Here is a 15,400-nt window from a genome sequence, read left to right as displayed (position 1 = left end):
TCATGGATTACTTACGCGTTGTGCCGTCGGGCACAAACACATAACCTAAACCCCAAACTGTTTGAATATAACGTGGGTTAGCGGCGTCTTTTTCAATTAAACGACGCAAGCGCGATACCTGAACATCGATTGAACGCTCAAGGGCTGAATAGTCACGGCCACGGGCAAGGTTCATCAATTTGTCGCGCGATAATGGCTCACGAGGATGGTTTACCAGCACTTTAAGCACAGCAAACTCACCACTGGTAAGTGCAATGCTTTCATCGCCATGGAACATTTCACGAGTGGCTAAATTTAGCGAAAACTCGCCAAACTCAATCATTTCTTCTTGTTGCGCAGGCGCACCAGGTACTTCAGCAATTTGGCGACGCATTACCGCTTTAATACGCGCTAATAACTCACGTGGATTAAACGGTTTAGGTAAATAGTCATCAGCGCCAAGCTCTAGGCCAATAATACGATCAACTTCATCGCCTTTGGCGGTCAGCATCACGATAGGGATTGGGTTTTCTTGCTGGCGTAAGCGGCGGCAAATAGACAAACCATCTTCGCCTGGTAGCATCAGATCGAGTACTAATAAATGGAAATTTTCACGTTCAAGTAATCTATCCATTTGTTCTGCATTGGCAGCGCTACGAACTTGGAAGCCTTGCTCAATTAAGTAACGTTCTAATAATGAACGTAATCTCATGTCATCATCGACAACGAGAATCTTAGAGGTTTCTTGGCCCATGACATATCCTTTTAACACTAAATTGATACTAGCAATGACTCAGTATGAAGTGTAATCGCTTGAATTTGAATAGCTGATTGTGGCAGAAATTGTAACTAAATAGCTGTAAATGTTTGTTTATCGCTTAAATAGCAACAAATGGTCAGTCAAATTACCTTTATTTACGTTAAATGATAACGTCAATTGCTGTTTGCTAGGCTGATAAATCATGCTGGGAATAGTGCTGGGTAAGTTAGTTGTGTGTTGGGAATGGCTATTAAAAACGGGCTCAAGGGTTAGCTGATTTTGGTGTAATTCAAACCGTCCCCATTGTAAGTGAGTGACGTGCTCATTAGCTTGTGGGTCTTGGTGTAGGTTAATGTTCACCATGGCGTAATAGCCATTGTCGAGCAGTACTAAGCTACTCAGCGCTGGGGTAGACAATTGATGCCATACACCATAGACCGATTGGTTAGTCGTGAGGTTATAGTGATGTTGTTCATCAGCAATGCTGTCGGCATTAGTATCGATGGTTAATGCGAGTTGTAACGACAGTGATGTCAGCATCATGTTTAATTGCGGATGCTCGAATTGATATGCTACTAATCCTTGTTGGGCATTATTACTGTAGCTAGGGATAAAGTGCGCGTCTGTTGATTGCAAATCCAAACGGCCCCATTCTGCCACGCTATCTTGTGGCGCTGTTAAGTTAAGTTCTAGGTGTAAGTAGCTGCTATTACGATTTAACTGCAACAAGGTAATACGTTCAGGGGTGTTGATTACCCAATCACCGAAGATGTTGTTATTGGTACTCGGTTGCGTAGCGGCATGCAGTGGATTTGTCTGCAATACACTGCATGCCAACATTAGCATGATGAGGTTAACAGGGTTTAGTGACTGGATATGAGGCTTAATTCCCTTAAATACGGTAAACATAAGATCCCTTTATGTTTGATGATGCGGTTAAAAACGAAAAATAGAATTGCATGCGGTAATTTTAATCAGTCTTAAACCTTAGTCTTTAATGCGGATTTATCAAATAAAAAAGCCCGCAGCATAATGCCACGGGCTTGAAGCCTTTATTAAACTTAGCTATTTATTGGACGTAGCCTTTTATTGAGCTTAATCGCCTATGGCACCAATGTGAGTAACGGTGTTTGGGCAACTACTTGAAAATCCAATGCCATGGTCACGCTTAATGCTGTGATAGTGATAATGGAAAATCCAAATACCTGTCTAGCCCAAGACTGCAAATTGATGTCGCGACGATAGCCTTTTAACGCCATGGCTAACCACCATAAGCTGGTGGCAAAGGTGACCGCCATAAAAGCAATACCTGTGTAACCGGCCAGTGGCAACAGCGCACTGACGACAGCAAATATCGCTATGTACAATACGATATGTAGTTTAGCTTTGGTCATGCCTTGGGCTACGGGCAATACAGGAATATTGGCCGCGGCATAATCGTCAAACCGAAAAATCGCAATCGCATAAGAGTGGGGCATTTGCCATAGGCTAAACATCAGCAGCAAAATTACCGCGCCCATGTCCATTTGCCCGGTAACCGCGCAATAACCCACAACCGGTGGCACAGCACCCGAAAAACTGCCTACTAAGGTGCCGTAAACCGAGTTGCGTTTCATGTACAGGCTGTACACGCCGACATATACCACATAGCCAATGGCGGCAAATAACACCGCTAGGCTATTAGTGAATATCGCCAGCATGGTAAAGCCTACAACACCCAAACCAATACCAAAGCTCAATACCGCTTGTACTGATATTTCACCGGTAACGGTAACTCGGTTTCGAGTACGCTTCATCTTGGCGTCGATGTCGCGATCAATGCAATTATTGATCGCGCAACCCGACGCTACCACCAAAGATAAACCTATCATGGTGGCGAACATCAAGGTCAAATCAACATTACCTTGAGCCGCGAGTAAAAAGCCGCCCGCGACAGAAATTAAATTGCCCATGATGATGCCAGGTTTGGTGACCTGAACATATCCTCGTAAGCGTGAGGTTAATTGTGCTGACATAAATTGACCTTGATTATTCATGATGGCTGTTGAGTGACATACTGTGGTTACGTTGATCTCGTTACATCATCAATTCATTGGCTGCGTAGATAATCCACACAGACAAACCCACCACCATGACAATAATCAAGGCTGTGAATAAGAACGAGAATGTATTGATTCTGCCTTTTTTAGAAAAATCTAAATGGAGGAAGTATTTCAAGTGCACCACGATTTGCACTAACGCCGTTATCACCACAACCCATAGCGTTGTCATGTGGTCAAACTGGTGCGTCATCACCGACCAAAATGGAATACCGGTTAAGACAACCGATAACACAAAGCCGACTAAATATGATTTAACGCTGGCAGAAAAATCGCCTTCGCCGTGGCTTGCATGTGCATTGCTCATCACAAGACTCCTAACAAATAAACTACGGTAAACACGCACACCCACACGATGTCTAAGAAATGCCAGAACAAACTTAAGCAACTCAGGCGAGTGATGCTGCGATTAGTTAAACCTGTTTTAAGCACTTCAACCATCATGATCAACATCCAAATTAAGCCCGCGGTAACATGCAACCCATGCATGCCAACTAAGGCAAAAAATGCTGATAAAAAGGCGCTGCGATCTGGGCCATTGCCGTGTTCAATTAAGTGATGAAACTCGTACACTTCCATCGCGATAAACACACAACCTAAAGCGAAGGTGATTAATAACCAGCCTAAAGTTGCTGCTTTCTTTTGGTGTCTTGCGCAAATCATGGCAAAGCCATAAGTAATACTACTGACCAACAAGGCGGCGGTTTCGATAAGGACGAAGTCTAGTTCGAAAATATCTTTACCCGACACACCACCGTCGGTGTTCATAAACAACACCGCATAAGTCGCAAACACAGAGGCGAACAAAATACAGTCGGTCATTAGATAAATCCAAAAACCGAACAAGGTGTTACCGCTAGTGTCATGATGCTCATCATGGTGATCTGCAGCGTGAGCCACGTGTAAATCTGCTTGAATAGCAATACTCATTATCGGCCCCTTGCTACGTTATCTAAGTGTGCATTTTCAATCCGTGCGACTTCATCTGGCTGCACGAAATAGTCAACGTCATTGTCGTAAGCGCGCAGTAAAAACAACACAAACGTACCGGCAAACCCGACAATGGCTAACCACCAAATATGCCAAATAGCAGCAAAGCCCATGGCCGTAATACACGCGGCCATAGCAATACCGCTGGCAGTATTTTTAGGCATGTGAATTGGCTGATAGGTTTCACGACGTTGGTAGGCAGTGCCTTTTTCTTTCATGTCGGTGAACGCATCAATGTCAGTTACAGGATCTAACTGGGCAAAGTTATAGAACTGTGGGGGTGAAGATGTTGACCACTCAAGCGTATGGCCATTCCATGGATCGCCTGTGGTATCCAGGTTTTGCTCACGGTCACGGAAGCTCACATACAATTGGACAAACTGTAAAATAATACCCACAAGAATGATAAATGCGCCGACTACGGCAAAGTAAAGCCAGAAGTTCCACGCTGGGTTGTCGGTGTGGTTAATACGACGTGTCATGCCCATAAAACCAAGCACGTACAACGGCATAAAGGCCACATAGAAGCCAATCTGCCAGCACCAAAATGATGCCTTACCTAAGCGTTCATTGAGTGTGAACCCCATCGCTTTAGGGAACCAGTAAGCAAAACCAGCCATGTAGCCAAATACCGCACCACCAATAATGGTGTTATGGAAATGGGCGATTAAAAACAAGCTGTTATGCAGTACGTAATCGGCACCAGGTAATGCTAACAATACCCCGGTCATGCCGCCGATGGTGAAGGTCACCATAAAGCCTAAAGACCACAATACTGGCACGGTAAAACGTAAACGGCCGCGATAAATGGTAAATAGCCAGTTAAACAGTTTCACCCCGGTCGGCACCGCAATCACCATGGTCATTACGCCGAAAAAGGCGTTAACGTTAGCGCTTGAACCCATGGTAAAGAAATGGTGTAACCACACAATAAAGCCAAGCACCGAAATCGCACCGGTTGCCCACACCATTGAGGTGTAACCAAATAAACGCTTTGAGGTAAAGGTTGAAAACACTTCAGAGAAAATACCGAAAGCCGGTAATACCAAAATGTATACTTCAGGATGACCCCAAGCCCAAAACAGGTTGATGTACATCATGGCGTTACCGCCACCATCATTGGTAAAAAAGTGGAAATCTAAATAACGGTCTAAGGTCAACATACCTAAAACAGCGGTTAAAATGGGGAACGATGCAACGATTAACACGTTAGCCCAAGTACAAGCCCAAGTGAAAATAGGCATTTGCATTAACTTCATGCCAGGCGCACGCATTTTTAACACAGTGGCGATAAAGTTCACCCCGGTTAAGGTTGTCCCGATACCGGATATTTGCAAGGCCCAGATATAATAATCAACCCCCACCCCCGGGCTGTAGGCCAGCTCAGACAATGGCGGATAAGCAACCCAACCGGTTTTAGCAAACTCACCGAGTCCTAGCGATATGTTAATTAACACTGCGCCAGAGGTCGTTAGCCAAAAACTTAAGTTGTTTAAGAATGGGAACGCCACATCGCGAGCACCAATCTGTAATGGCACGACCAAGTTCATTAAACCAATCATAAATGGCATTGCCATAAAGATAATCATGATCACGCCGTGGGCAGTGAAGATTTGGTCGTAATGTTCTGGTGGTAAATAGCCCGCAGCGCCGTTAGTGGCAAGTGCTTGCTGAGTTCGCATCATAATCGCGTCAGAAAAACCACGGACCAGCATTACCATCGCTAATACGATATACATAATACCGAGTTTTTTGTGGTCAACAGAGGTTAACCAGTCGTGCCACAGCACGCCCCATTTTTGATGTTTAGTAATTAAGGCCGCAATGATGACACCAATAATGGCGACAGCCGCTAGGGTCACCATAATAATGGGTTCGTGATACGGAATAGACTCGAGTGTTAATTTTCCAAGAAATGACATGATTACTCCGCCTCCCCAGAAGCAGTCGAAGAATGCTCTGTGGTTGAGTGTGTAGAGGATGAAAGTCCAGAATGTTGTTCAGCGTCCATGTCTGTCATATGCTGCATATGTTGAGTGTGGTCCATACCAGACATTGATTTCATGTTGCCCATGTCGTGCATGCCTTCCATATTTTCCATCCCGTCCATGCTGCCCATTGATTTCATGTTCGAGTCTGGATGCATGTACTGCATAACAATGTAATTAAACATGCCTTTTTGCACTGACCCATAATATTGCACAGGGTTGTTTTCGCTCTTTTCAGCTAGCTGCTTATATTGCTCAACATCCAAGGTGTTACCTTGTTGTTTTACTTTAGCAATCCAGGCATCAAAATCGCCTGCTGTAGGTGTGGCAATGGCGTTAAACTTCATGCCCGCAAAACCAGCACCACTGTAGTTAGCTGAAATACCTTCAAAGGTACCCGGCTCATTAGCAATAAGGTGTAGCTTGGTTGCCATGCCTGCCATTGAGTATATTTGGCTGCCTAACTGCGGAATGAAAAAGGAATTCATCGCCGTGTCTGAGGTAATTTTGAAGTTAACCGGCACGTTCGCAGGGAAGGCCAATTCGTTAACCGACGCAATGCCATATTCTGGATAGATAAATAACCACTTCCAGTCCAGCGACACTACTTCAACCGTTACTGGTTTAGCATCATGTTCAAGCGGTTTATAGGGGTCTAAATCATGAGTCGAATTCCAAGTGATAACACCCAAAATGATCACGATAATAATGGGAACAACCCACACCACAATTTCAATTGCAGTTGAGTGTGCCCATTTAGGCGCATAAATTTCTTCATCGCGGCCATCACGGTATTTCCACGCAAAGTACAGCGTCATAAAAATTACCGGAATAACCACAATCAGCATCAGTAGCGTCGCCACAATAATGAGGTTTTTCTCATCTATGCCGATTTGACCTTTGGGATCCAGTACGCCGCCTTCACAACCGGCAAGCATAAATGCTAATGCCGCCAGCATTGGTTTACTTAAATTTCGAATTAACAAAGGAAGATTCCTCTCACCTTAAAAGCTTACTACGCTGCCAATAGGATCGGCAGTTGCAGAATAATCATCGAACGCAAATAACCACACCAAAGGACTAATCCAAATCAACTATCAGTGATTTTGGCGTAGCGCTTAAGGCGATATCGATTTTGCGAATAATGTATTTAAATTAAAAACTTAAGCTTGTAGAGGAGGAGCGCGACAACCGTGTGCCGTGTATTCAAGGGATTTAGGGGTAACAGCAGATAAAGCACTTAACGCGTAGCTAAGAGCAAGGAGATTACAAAAAGTAGAATTGAGATTGAATAAACGCCAGAATTGCTCGATCACCAATGGATTTAATATCAACAGGCCCAGTAAGCTAGCGCCCATAACTTCAGCTAATAAAGTGTCAACAACGGCAATAAACTCACTAATATCGACGACATGTCCCATCGACATCGATAATGAATCGGCTACAGGTTGCAGCAACAGTAACCCGAAACACAACGTTAAATGTGCTTTACTCAATTTGGAAAGCCTTGCGATGCTATTAAGCGGCTTAGCAAGGTATTGGCAAAGAGTGAATTTCAAGAAACGATTCCAAACGAGCTCAAAGGAGTGGGTAGTTGAATCAACAGATCCAGCTGGCAATTTTCATTGGCAGGAGAATAACAATAAGGGGCTGGTCATTGGAAGTGAATCACGGTAGGGAAACCGTGAAATTATTAAATAAATCTTAATTAGAACAATATTTAAACGAATGTTTTACACATTTAACCCTTTGATCATGAGTCGGTGGCGCAAAACGCACAAATTTGTGACTAATAGCACTTATTTCAAATGAGAAACCGTGATCGGGTTTGCTGCCCTCTGGCCAGTAAAAACCAGCAGATACTGTTACAACTGGAACGTCATATTCGCTATTAAACATTATAGAGATGCGCTGATACTTCAAATCAATATGATAATAATGGCTGTAAATTTGACAGGGTAGAACAAGTATTCTACTAAATGGTTGTTATGTTAAAACATCAAATTGCGGCGAGCCTTGAACAGGCTTTTAGCGCCCACGGATTTGCTGAGCCGAACGTGGCTCAATTGAAAGCGGCATGTAATGTTAGCTTACGTACACTCTATAAACATTATCCATCAAAAGAAGCGATGATCGTCGCAGCGCTAGAGTACAGACACCAAAGATATCTGGCTTTTTTACTTAACGATAATCCTCATAAAGGCATCGAATCTGTCATCCATATTTTTCAAAAGCTTGAACAATGGATGGCAGAAAGCGCACCGCATGGATGCCATAGCAGCCTTTCCCGACAACGCGCTTATTAGTAAAGCGGTAAAAGAGCACAAAGCGGAAGTTCGTCATATATTAGGTCAACAAAGCAACAGAGACGATCTAGCTACAGCCCTTTTTATATTGCATGAAGGGGTATCGAGCGCGTGGTCAGTGTTGGGCACAGAGGCGGTAATATCTGCTCAAAAAACCGTATTACAATTTTTTAAACAGGAACAACGAATATGATGATCCCCAAAACAATGAAAGGCGTTCTACTGACTGGCCATGGCGGCCCAGAAGTACTCCAATACCGAATTGAACAAGGTAAAATAACCCCCATTGTGGCGCAAACCTTCCCACTAGAAGCGATTGCTCAAGCCCAGGACGTGTTCTTGAAAAAGAAGCATGTGGGTAAAATCGTGTTAACTATTCTTGATTAGCTATTGTTAATCAGTCTCGACTAAGAGTACGTTGGAAATGGTGGGTTAACTTGTTTTTATGATTAACTAATCGGTAGTGTCATTTTTGAGGAGCGGTTGTGAACGCGCATAATTCTTTTACAGAACGTTTTGGCATTCAGCCTATTATTCAAGCGCCGATGGCTGGTGTTTCTACGCCGCAATTGGCTGCTGCAGTTTCAAACGCTGGTGGTCTCGGCTCATTGGGGATTGGTGCTAGTTCGGTAGCGCAAGCTCAGCAGTTGATTAGGGAAACCCGCTTGCTTACCAATGCGCCGTTTAATGTGAATGTATTTTGTCATGCACCTGCTCAGCGTGATGCAATAAAAGAACATGCTTGGTTACACCATCTGGATGAGTTATTTGTTGAGTTGGGTGCAAAAGCACCAACCCAAATCGATGAAATCTATACCAGTTTTATCGAAGATGAAGCCATGTTCAACATGCTGCTGAATGAACGCCCTGCGGTGGTGAGTTTTCATTTTGGCTTGCCATCAAGTGAAAAACTTAGCGCCCTAAAACAAGCTGGTATTTATACCATCGCTACTGCAACTAATTTACAAGAAGCACAGTCTATTGAGCTCGCTGGGATTGATGCCATCGTTGCGCAAGGTATTGAAGCTGGTGGGCATCGCGGTATGTTTAATCCTGCGCTTATAGATGAACTCTTAAGCACTTCAGAATTGGTCAGATTACTAGTGCAACAGACCCAATTACCTGTCATTGCCGCTGGAGGCATTATGGATGGGCAGGGAATTAAAGCTGCTCTCGATTTGGGCGCAGTTGCAGCGCAGCTTGGCACCGCCTTTATACTTTGTCCTGAATCTGCGGCAAATGCTAGCTATCGCGAAAACCTCAAAAGTGAGCGAGCAAGTTTCACCAAACTGACTTCTGTGCTGTCTGGTCGGCCCGCTCGCGGAATCGTTAATCGCTTCATTACTCACGGTGAATCAATAGAGGCACCAACACCCGCGGCATATCCGGTTGCTTATGATGCGGCCAAGCAGCTTAATGCGATTGCCAACAAACTCGATAATCATCAGTTCGCGGCACAATGGGCTGGTCAAGGCGCACCTTTCGCACGCGAAATGCCCGCCGAGAGATTAATCAAAATCTTGATTGATGAGCTGTATGTAAGTTAGCCATTTTACCCGTTATAGAGGTTGGCGAGGCTGCATTGTGTAAGGGCTTATATTATTAAAAAGTGAGTTTAGTTTTTGTGTGTGGTTCAGTTTTTAGTTGTTTGAATCCACGTATCAGGCTGGTTTATATATGGGAGCGTTAGAACTAAGCCGTAAATTCTATTGGTATTTCACGGCCTTGCTTTCACACCGTATCAGTACAACGGTCCGTCAGGTGCGTACTCAATAATGTGATGAACTGCTACACTGTTTTTGGTTATTTTTGAATTTAAGATTATTTTTTTATGCAGCGTCCACCACTACGTCAAGCCAAAACCATCGATAACGTTTTTAATAGTGCTTATTGGCACCTTGGCCAGCAAGACTTTACCATTAACGAAATTCGCACCAAGCTTGAGCGTAAAACCGACAATCAACAATGGATTGATACCGTACTCGCCAGACTCATTGAGGGCGGATATTTAAAAAGTGATTTTGACTTTGCGGTACGTTACTGCGAGTTAGCTTTTAGTAACGAAATCGGTATCGGTGCCATAAGGCGTAAGTTACAGCTGCGCGGCGTGAGTGCTACAGAGATTGATACCGCGATAGAACAAGTGATGCACGAGCAAACAGTGGACCTTTTTGAGTTAGCCACATCGCGATTGTTGAGTCGGTTTGAAAATTTCTATGGCACCAATATAGAAAAAGTCTATTCCCAGATGACCACAAAAGGTTTCTCTCGAGCTGAAATTGATCACGCATTAGCACAACATCCACAACGTGAAACCCTGCGCAGTAAATTAGCCCTCAAAGCCGACAAAGCAGATTTAACCACTGAAATAATCAAGCTGTTTAATAAAGGCAAAGGTAAAACTCTTATCTTGCAGGAATTAAAGCAGCGATTGATTGATGTAAGCGACTTTGAAGAAACCTTGTACCAACTAACGCTAACAGAACACGTCGATTTTTATCAAAGCTGCAAAAATGAACTGGCTAAAAAACGCTATAACTTAGCGGACTATAAAGAAAAGTCGAAAGCGTATGCCTATTTATCCCGTAAAGGATTTGGCAGTGATGAAATAAAAGAGGCAATGACGCTAGATGATGAGTCATAACGTTTACCGCCGATATCACTGAGACAACGGATATCGGCAGACTTCTTATGATTCACTACTCACGATTTTTTATTCACCATTCACCATTCACCATTCACCATTGCACTTTTACTGACTTAAACGATGGCTAACAGCTAACATCTACAGCCTCATCATCATGTTATTTAACGCGTTATTTTCAGTTTGATGGGCGTTATTAATACTGCTTTGCCAGATGCAACGGGTCGAGTATCGCTTTGAGTTTCTCTTCGTCCAAATCGGTTTCTTCAAGTGCAATGGCTAATACTGATTTATGTTCTTTGTCTGCACGTTTAGCAATTTTTGCGGCCATATCGTAACCCACCACTGAATTAAGTGCGGTAGCCAGAATAGGGTTTTTCTCCAATGCCTGGGTCAAATGCTCGACATTGGGTTGAAACTCGGCAAACACTTTGTCGGTCATGGCCTGGCAGGCATGGGTTAATAAATCAATACTGGACAGTAGCTTGTCGGCAATCAGTGGCAGCATCACATTCAACTGAAAATTACCCGATTGCGCCGCGATGGTGATGGTTGTTTCATTGCCAATGACTTCAGCGGCAATCATGGCTACCGCTTCTGGGATAACGGGGTTAACCTTACCGGGCATTATCGATGAGCCCGGTTGCAGTGCCGTTAAGCTAATTTCTTGTAACCCTGCTACAGGGCCAGAGTTCATCCAACGTAAATCATTGGCGATTTTCAATAACGTAACCGCTAACCCTTTGATCGCCGAAGCCATGGCTAAGGTGTGATCTTGGCTACTCATATATAACGCAGGCATTACCGCCGCCTGCCAAGGGATTTTATCTTGCTGTTGTAAATCATCACATGCAAGTTTGGCAAAATTGGGGTCACAATTAACGCCAGTGCCAACCGCTGTGCCGCCCAATGGCAATTGATGCAGGCTCAGCTCAACTTGCTGAATTCGAGCTTGAGCACTGTTTAGCTGTTGTTGCCAACATTGCAGTTCTTGACCAAGCGTAATCGGCATGGCATCCATTAAATGGGTGCGACCGGTTTTGACTGTATTGGAATACTCATCGGCCAAAAACGCTAATCTGTCATTCAAGCCCTTAATGGCCGGATACAATAAGCCCTTTAATTGCCTAACCGTACTAATATGAATACAGGCAGGCACCACATCGTTACTGCTTTGCCCCATATTGACATGATCATTAGGGTGAACCTTTGCCTGCAAAATATCGCTGGCGAGGCTGGCAATGACTTCATTAACATTCATATTAGAACTGGTGCCAGAGCCTGTTTGGAACAAATCAATCGGAAAATGCTGCGAAAAATGAAGCTTCTTAGCGGCGATAATCGCTTGTTGAATTGCTTTGGCCATGGCGCTATCTAATAAACCGAGTTGGCTATTAGCCTGTGCAGCAGCTGATTTTATGTCGAGTAGGGCGAGTATCGCTGGCGTCGGAAAGCGCCGCTCAGAAAACTGAAAGTTATCTCGTGCGCGTTGAGTTTGCGCCTGATAATAAACATCATCTGGCACCTGTACTTTTCCCATACTGTCATATTCTATACGCATCTTACTCATAAGGTTTCTGACTCGATTTTTGATTTGGATATGTTAGTGTGTTCACTAAGCTTAGCAGGAAGTGCCAATAAACGTTTATAGGGAGATCAGTAATGAACCATTCTATGCAATTATTGAAACAGCTTGAAAGTAATGGAAAAACTTTCCGGTATTACAGCTTTGATCGATTAGCTGAACACTACGATTTAACCCGCTTACCCTTTGCGGCAAAAATATTATTAGAAAATCTACTGCGTTACGAAAATTCGGATTTTGTCCAGCCAGAGGATATTGAAATCTTGGCTCGCTGGGATCTGGATAACTGGTCAGAAACCGAAATTGCCTTTGTTCCTTCTCGAGTCATTCTACAAGATTTTACCGGCGTACCTTCAGTTGTCGATTTAGCCGCAATGCGTGATGCTATCGTGACATTGGGCGGCAATGCCGACGCGATTAATCCACTGAATCCGGTAGAGCTGGTGATTGACCACTCCGTGATGGTCGATGTATTTGCCGAAACAGGAGCACTGCAAAAAAATACCGCCATTGAGATTCAACGAAACCGCGAACGATATCAGTTTTTGCGTTGGGGTCAGCAAGCCTTCGACAACTTTAAAGTAGTACCGCCAGGGCGCGGTATCGTGCATCAAATCAATCTGGAATATTTGGCAAGAGTGGTCTTTGTTAAAGAGGATGACGATAACCTATTGTATCCCGACACCTTAGTCGGAACAGATTCTCATACTACTATGATCAACGGTTTGGGAGTATTGGGTTGGGGCGTGGGCGGCATTGAGGCTGAGGCCGCGATGTTAGGCCAACCCGTGACCATGTTGTTACCCGAAATTGTCGGATTTGAGTTTGTCGGTAAATTGCCCCCAGGAGTTACCGCGACTGATCTAGTGTTAACGGTAACCGAACAGCTGCGCTCATTTGGCGTGGTAGGTAAGTTTGTAGAATTTTTTGGTGCCGGTGTTGATCAATTAACCTTGGCCGATAGGGCAACCATTGCCAATATGGCGCCAGAATACGGTGCTACTTGTGGCATTTTCCCGATTGACCAACAAACGTTAGATTACCTCAAGCTTACCGGTCGTGATCCAGAGCGTATCGCGTTGATCAAAGCGTATCTTAAACAGATGGGCATGTGGGCCAGCGCATCCGACAACAAAGCCAGTTATCACGCCAGATTACAACTGGATTTAGGCAGTATTGTGCCTTCTATCGCTGGCCCCAAAAGACCACAAGACAGAATTGCACTTGAGCAAGCTGGAGTCAGTTTCCGCCAATGGTTGGATAGTCAAATCCCTGTGAGCCACATCGACGCCGAAGGTAAAGACGAGTTGGCAAGCGAGGGTGGTCCATCGGTGCAAGTACCCGTCGCCGATGGTAGTACTGGTGTTGCTTGTCGTTATCGAGATAAAGACTTTGTGCTGGAAGCCGGCGCGGTGGTGATAGCGGCGATAACCAGTTGTACTAATACCTCTAATCCATCGGTGTTAATCGCAGCCGGATTATTGGCCCGAAATGCGCGTAAAAAAGGCTTACAGGTTAAACCTTGGGTGAAAACCAGCTTTGCACCTGGCTCACAGGTAGTGACGGATTATTTAATAAAATCGGGTCTTAATGTCGATCTAGATGCGCTAGGTTTTCAGTTGGTTGGCTACGGTTGTACCACTTGTATTGGTAATTCTGGTCCATTGCCTCAGCCCGTTAGTGAAGCGATACAACAGGGCAGATTGAAGGTGTGTTCGGTATTATCGGGCAACCGTAACTTTGATGGCCGCATCCATCCAGAAGTACAAGCCAATTACTTAGCATCGCCGCCGCTGGTGGTGGCGTATGCATTGGCCGGTAATATGAAAGCCGATATGGTCACAGAAGCACTTGGCGAAGATGTTGATGGTAATGCGGTTTATTTAAAAGATATCTGGCCAGATAATCAGGAAATCCAACAGGTCATGGCCAGCGCGGTACAAAGCGAGATGTTTGTTTCCCGCTATGCCGATGTATACAGCGGCGACGCAGACTGGCAAGGGCTTGAAGTGGTGCAGAGCCAAAAATATAACTGGCCAGATTCCACCTATGTTAAACAGCCGCCATTCTTTGATGGGATCAGTGCTGAAGTACCGAAAATTATGGCTATCGACAATGCCCGTTGTTTGCTTAAGTTAGGTGATTCGGTCACTACCGACCATATTTCACCTGCGGGGTCTATTGCACCAGACAGCCCAGCCGGAGACTATTTACAACAAGCTGGAGTCGCCATTAAAGACTTTAACTCTTACGGTTCACGCCGTGGCAACCATGAAGTAATGATGCGCGGCACCTTTGCCAATGTAAGGCTAAAAAATCTGCTGGCACCGGGGACCGAAGGCTGTTGGACACGTTTAATGCCTAACGGTGAGTCGATGACTGTATTTGATGCCGCTATGCAGTATCAAAAGCAAGGTACGCCTTGTATTGTGCTTGCCGGTAAGGAATATGGCACTGGCAGCTCGCGGGACTGGGCGGCAAAAGGGCCTGCACTGTTGGGGGTCAAAGCGGTTATAGCGCAAAGTTATGAGCGTATTCACCGTTCTAATTTGGTTGGAATGGGTATCTTGCCACTGCAGTTTATGCCTGATGACAGCGCACAATCGCTAAACCTCACAGGTGAAGAGCAATTTAGCATTCCAGCGGTAAGCGCCGAACAGAAAACCGTTAATGTATCAGTGACCGACAAAGCGGGTAAGCAACATTCGTTTGAAGCTAAAATCCGCATTGATACCCCTAATGAGTTTAGTTATTACCAACATGGCGGCATCTTGCATTATGTATTGCGCAATTTAGCTAGATAATTTAGCTAGATCGTTTAGCTCAGTCAGCGAGGTGTTAGCGAAGTAATTAACTGCTTTAGATAACGTGTAAATACCCTGTAAATAGACCCATGTTTAACAACCTGGGTCTATTTTTTTTACTGTTTGATCATTGTATCTATTTGCATCCCGAATCAACCAATATGCTGGAAAACATAATACTTTCAGTCCTGTTTAAGCGTAAATCGCTCTTGGAAGCACAAAATGCGTTAGTGTTTTTTGCGTTA

General features: G+C 44.4%; 12 protein-coding genes and 2 pseudogenes. 5 read left to right on the top strand and 9 right to left on the bottom strand.

What is annotated here, in order from left to right; genetic code table 11:
• Positions 1-7 precede the first annotated feature (7 nt).
• From ompR to H5181_RS07000, 8 genes are all read right to left on the bottom strand, one after another.
• Positions 8-733: a two-component system response regulator OmpR gene (ompR, locus tag H5181_RS07035; protein WP_011635708.1), complete on the bottom strand. Its 726-nt coding sequence runs from the start codon at positions 731-733 to the stop codon at positions 8-10.
• Between the two features lie 117 nt (positions 734-850).
• Positions 851-1,648, bottom strand: a complete 798-nt coding sequence (locus H5181_RS07030; RefSeq protein ID WP_182750608.1) for a hypothetical protein — start codon at positions 1,646-1,648, stop codon at positions 851-853.
• 194 nt (positions 1,649-1,842) lie between these two features.
• Positions 1,843-2,775 (bottom strand): heme o synthase, encoded by a 933-nt coding sequence (gene cyoE / locus H5181_RS07025; protein WP_102036240.1) that lies wholly within the window; start codon positions 2,773-2,775, stop codon positions 1,843-1,845.
• A 40-nt stretch (positions 2,776-2,815) separates the two neighbouring features.
• A complete protein-coding gene (gene cyoD, locus H5181_RS07020; protein WP_220491668.1) occupies positions 2,816-3,145 on the bottom strand; it encodes a cytochrome o ubiquinol oxidase subunit IV in 330 nt (109 codons plus the stop codon).
• Positions 3,145-3,768 carry a cytochrome o ubiquinol oxidase subunit III gene (cyoC, locus tag H5181_RS07015; RefSeq protein WP_182750607.1) on the bottom strand — a complete coding sequence of 208 codons (624 nt, stop codon included), beginning with the start codon at positions 3,766-3,768 and terminating at the stop codon, positions 3,145-3,147. Before cyoC ends, cyoD begins: the two co-directional genes overlap by 1 nt.
• Positions 3,768-5,750, bottom strand: coding sequence for a cytochrome o ubiquinol oxidase subunit I (cyoB, locus tag H5181_RS07010; RefSeq protein WP_182750606.1), 1,983 nt, complete (start codon positions 5,748-5,750; stop codon positions 3,768-3,770). Before cyoB ends, cyoC begins: the two co-directional genes overlap by 1 nt.
• A gap of 2 nt (positions 5,751-5,752) precedes the next feature.
• Complete coding sequence (cyoA, locus tag H5181_RS07005) at positions 5,753-6,802, bottom strand: ubiquinol oxidase subunit II (protein WP_182750605.1); 1,050 nt, start codon at positions 6,800-6,802, stop codon at positions 5,753-5,755.
• Between the two features lie 177 nt (positions 6,803-6,979).
• Complete coding sequence (locus tag H5181_RS07000) at positions 6,980-7,375, bottom strand: hypothetical protein (RefSeq protein WP_041412712.1); 396 nt, start codon at positions 7,373-7,375, stop codon at positions 6,980-6,982.
• Between the two features lie 429 nt (positions 7,376-7,804).
• Here H5181_RS07000 and H5181_RS06995 point away from each other — a divergent pair.
• The 4 genes and pseudogenes from H5181_RS06995 to H5181_RS06980 all read left to right on the top strand — a co-directional run bounded on the left by H5181_RS06995 (position 7,805) and on the right by H5181_RS06980 (position 10,766).
• Positions 7,805-8,315 (top strand): annotated as a pseudogene (locus tag H5181_RS06995) (TetR/AcrR family transcriptional regulator).
• A gap of 68 nt (positions 8,316-8,383) precedes the next feature.
• A pseudogene (locus H5181_RS06990) lies at positions 8,384-8,509 on the top strand (zinc-binding dehydrogenase); the annotation flags it as partial.
• 98 nt (positions 8,510-8,607) lie between these two features.
• Complete coding sequence (locus tag H5181_RS06985; RefSeq protein WP_182750604.1) at positions 8,608-9,669, top strand: nitronate monooxygenase family protein; 1,062 nt, start codon at positions 8,608-8,610, stop codon at positions 9,667-9,669.
• Positions 9,670-9,953: 284 nt separating this feature from the next.
• Positions 9,954-10,766 (top strand): RecX family transcriptional regulator, encoded by an 813-nt coding sequence (locus H5181_RS06980; RefSeq protein ID WP_011635718.1) that lies wholly within the window; start codon positions 9,954-9,956, stop codon positions 10,764-10,766.
• 196 nt (positions 10,767-10,962) lie between these two features.
• On the opposite strand, the gene H5181_RS06975 is transcribed toward H5181_RS06980, so the two are convergent.
• A complete protein-coding gene (locus tag H5181_RS06975; protein WP_182750603.1) occupies positions 10,963-12,336 on the bottom strand; it encodes a class II fumarate hydratase in 1,374 nt (457 codons plus the stop codon).
• Between the two features lie 92 nt (positions 12,337-12,428).
• Between H5181_RS06975 and acnA the strand changes: the two genes are divergently transcribed.
• Entirely contained in the window at positions 12,429-15,155 is a 2,727-nt protein-coding gene (acnA, locus tag H5181_RS06970) for an aconitate hydratase AcnA (RefSeq protein WP_182750602.1), read from the top strand.
• Positions 15,156-15,400 lie beyond the last annotated feature (245 nt).

Origin of the sequence: Shewanella sp. SG44-2, assembly GCF_014164215.1 — a bacterium.
Classification (GTDB): domain Bacteria; phylum Pseudomonadota; class Gammaproteobacteria; order Enterobacterales; family Shewanellaceae; genus Shewanella; species Shewanella frigidimarina.
This window is presented reverse-complemented; position numbering and strand designations above follow the sequence as displayed.

Coding starts and splice junctions, on each gene's coding strand:
- H5181_RS06975 (WP_182750603.1), bottom strand. CDS start 12,336: ATGAGTAAGATGCGTATAGAATATGACAGTATGGGAAAAGTACAGGTG.
- H5181_RS06980 (WP_011635718.1), top strand. CDS start 9,954: ATGCAGCGTCCACCACTACGTCAAGCCAAAACCATCGATAACGTTTTT.
- H5181_RS07030 (WP_182750608.1), bottom strand. CDS start 1,648: ATGTTTACCGTATTTAAGGGAATTAAGCCTCATATCCAGTCACTAAAC.
- ompR (WP_011635708.1), bottom strand. CDS start 733: ATGGGCCAAGAAACCTCTAAGATTCTCGTTGTCGATGATGACATGAGA.
- acnA (WP_182750602.1), top strand. CDS start 12,429: ATGAACCATTCTATGCAATTATTGAAACAGCTTGAAAGTAATGGAAAA.
- cyoC (WP_182750607.1), bottom strand. CDS start 3,768: ATGAGTATTGCTATTCAAGCAGATTTACACGTGGCTCACGCTGCAGAT.
- cyoE (WP_102036240.1), bottom strand. CDS start 2,775: ATGAATAATCAAGGTCAATTTATGTCAGCACAATTAACCTCACGCTTA.
- cyoD (WP_220491668.1), bottom strand. CDS start 3,145: ATGAGCAATGCACATGCAAGCCACGGCGAAGGCGATTTTTCTGCCAGC.
- cyoB (WP_182750606.1), bottom strand. CDS start 5,750: ATGTCATTTCTTGGAAAATTAACACTCGAGTCTATTCCGTATCACGAA.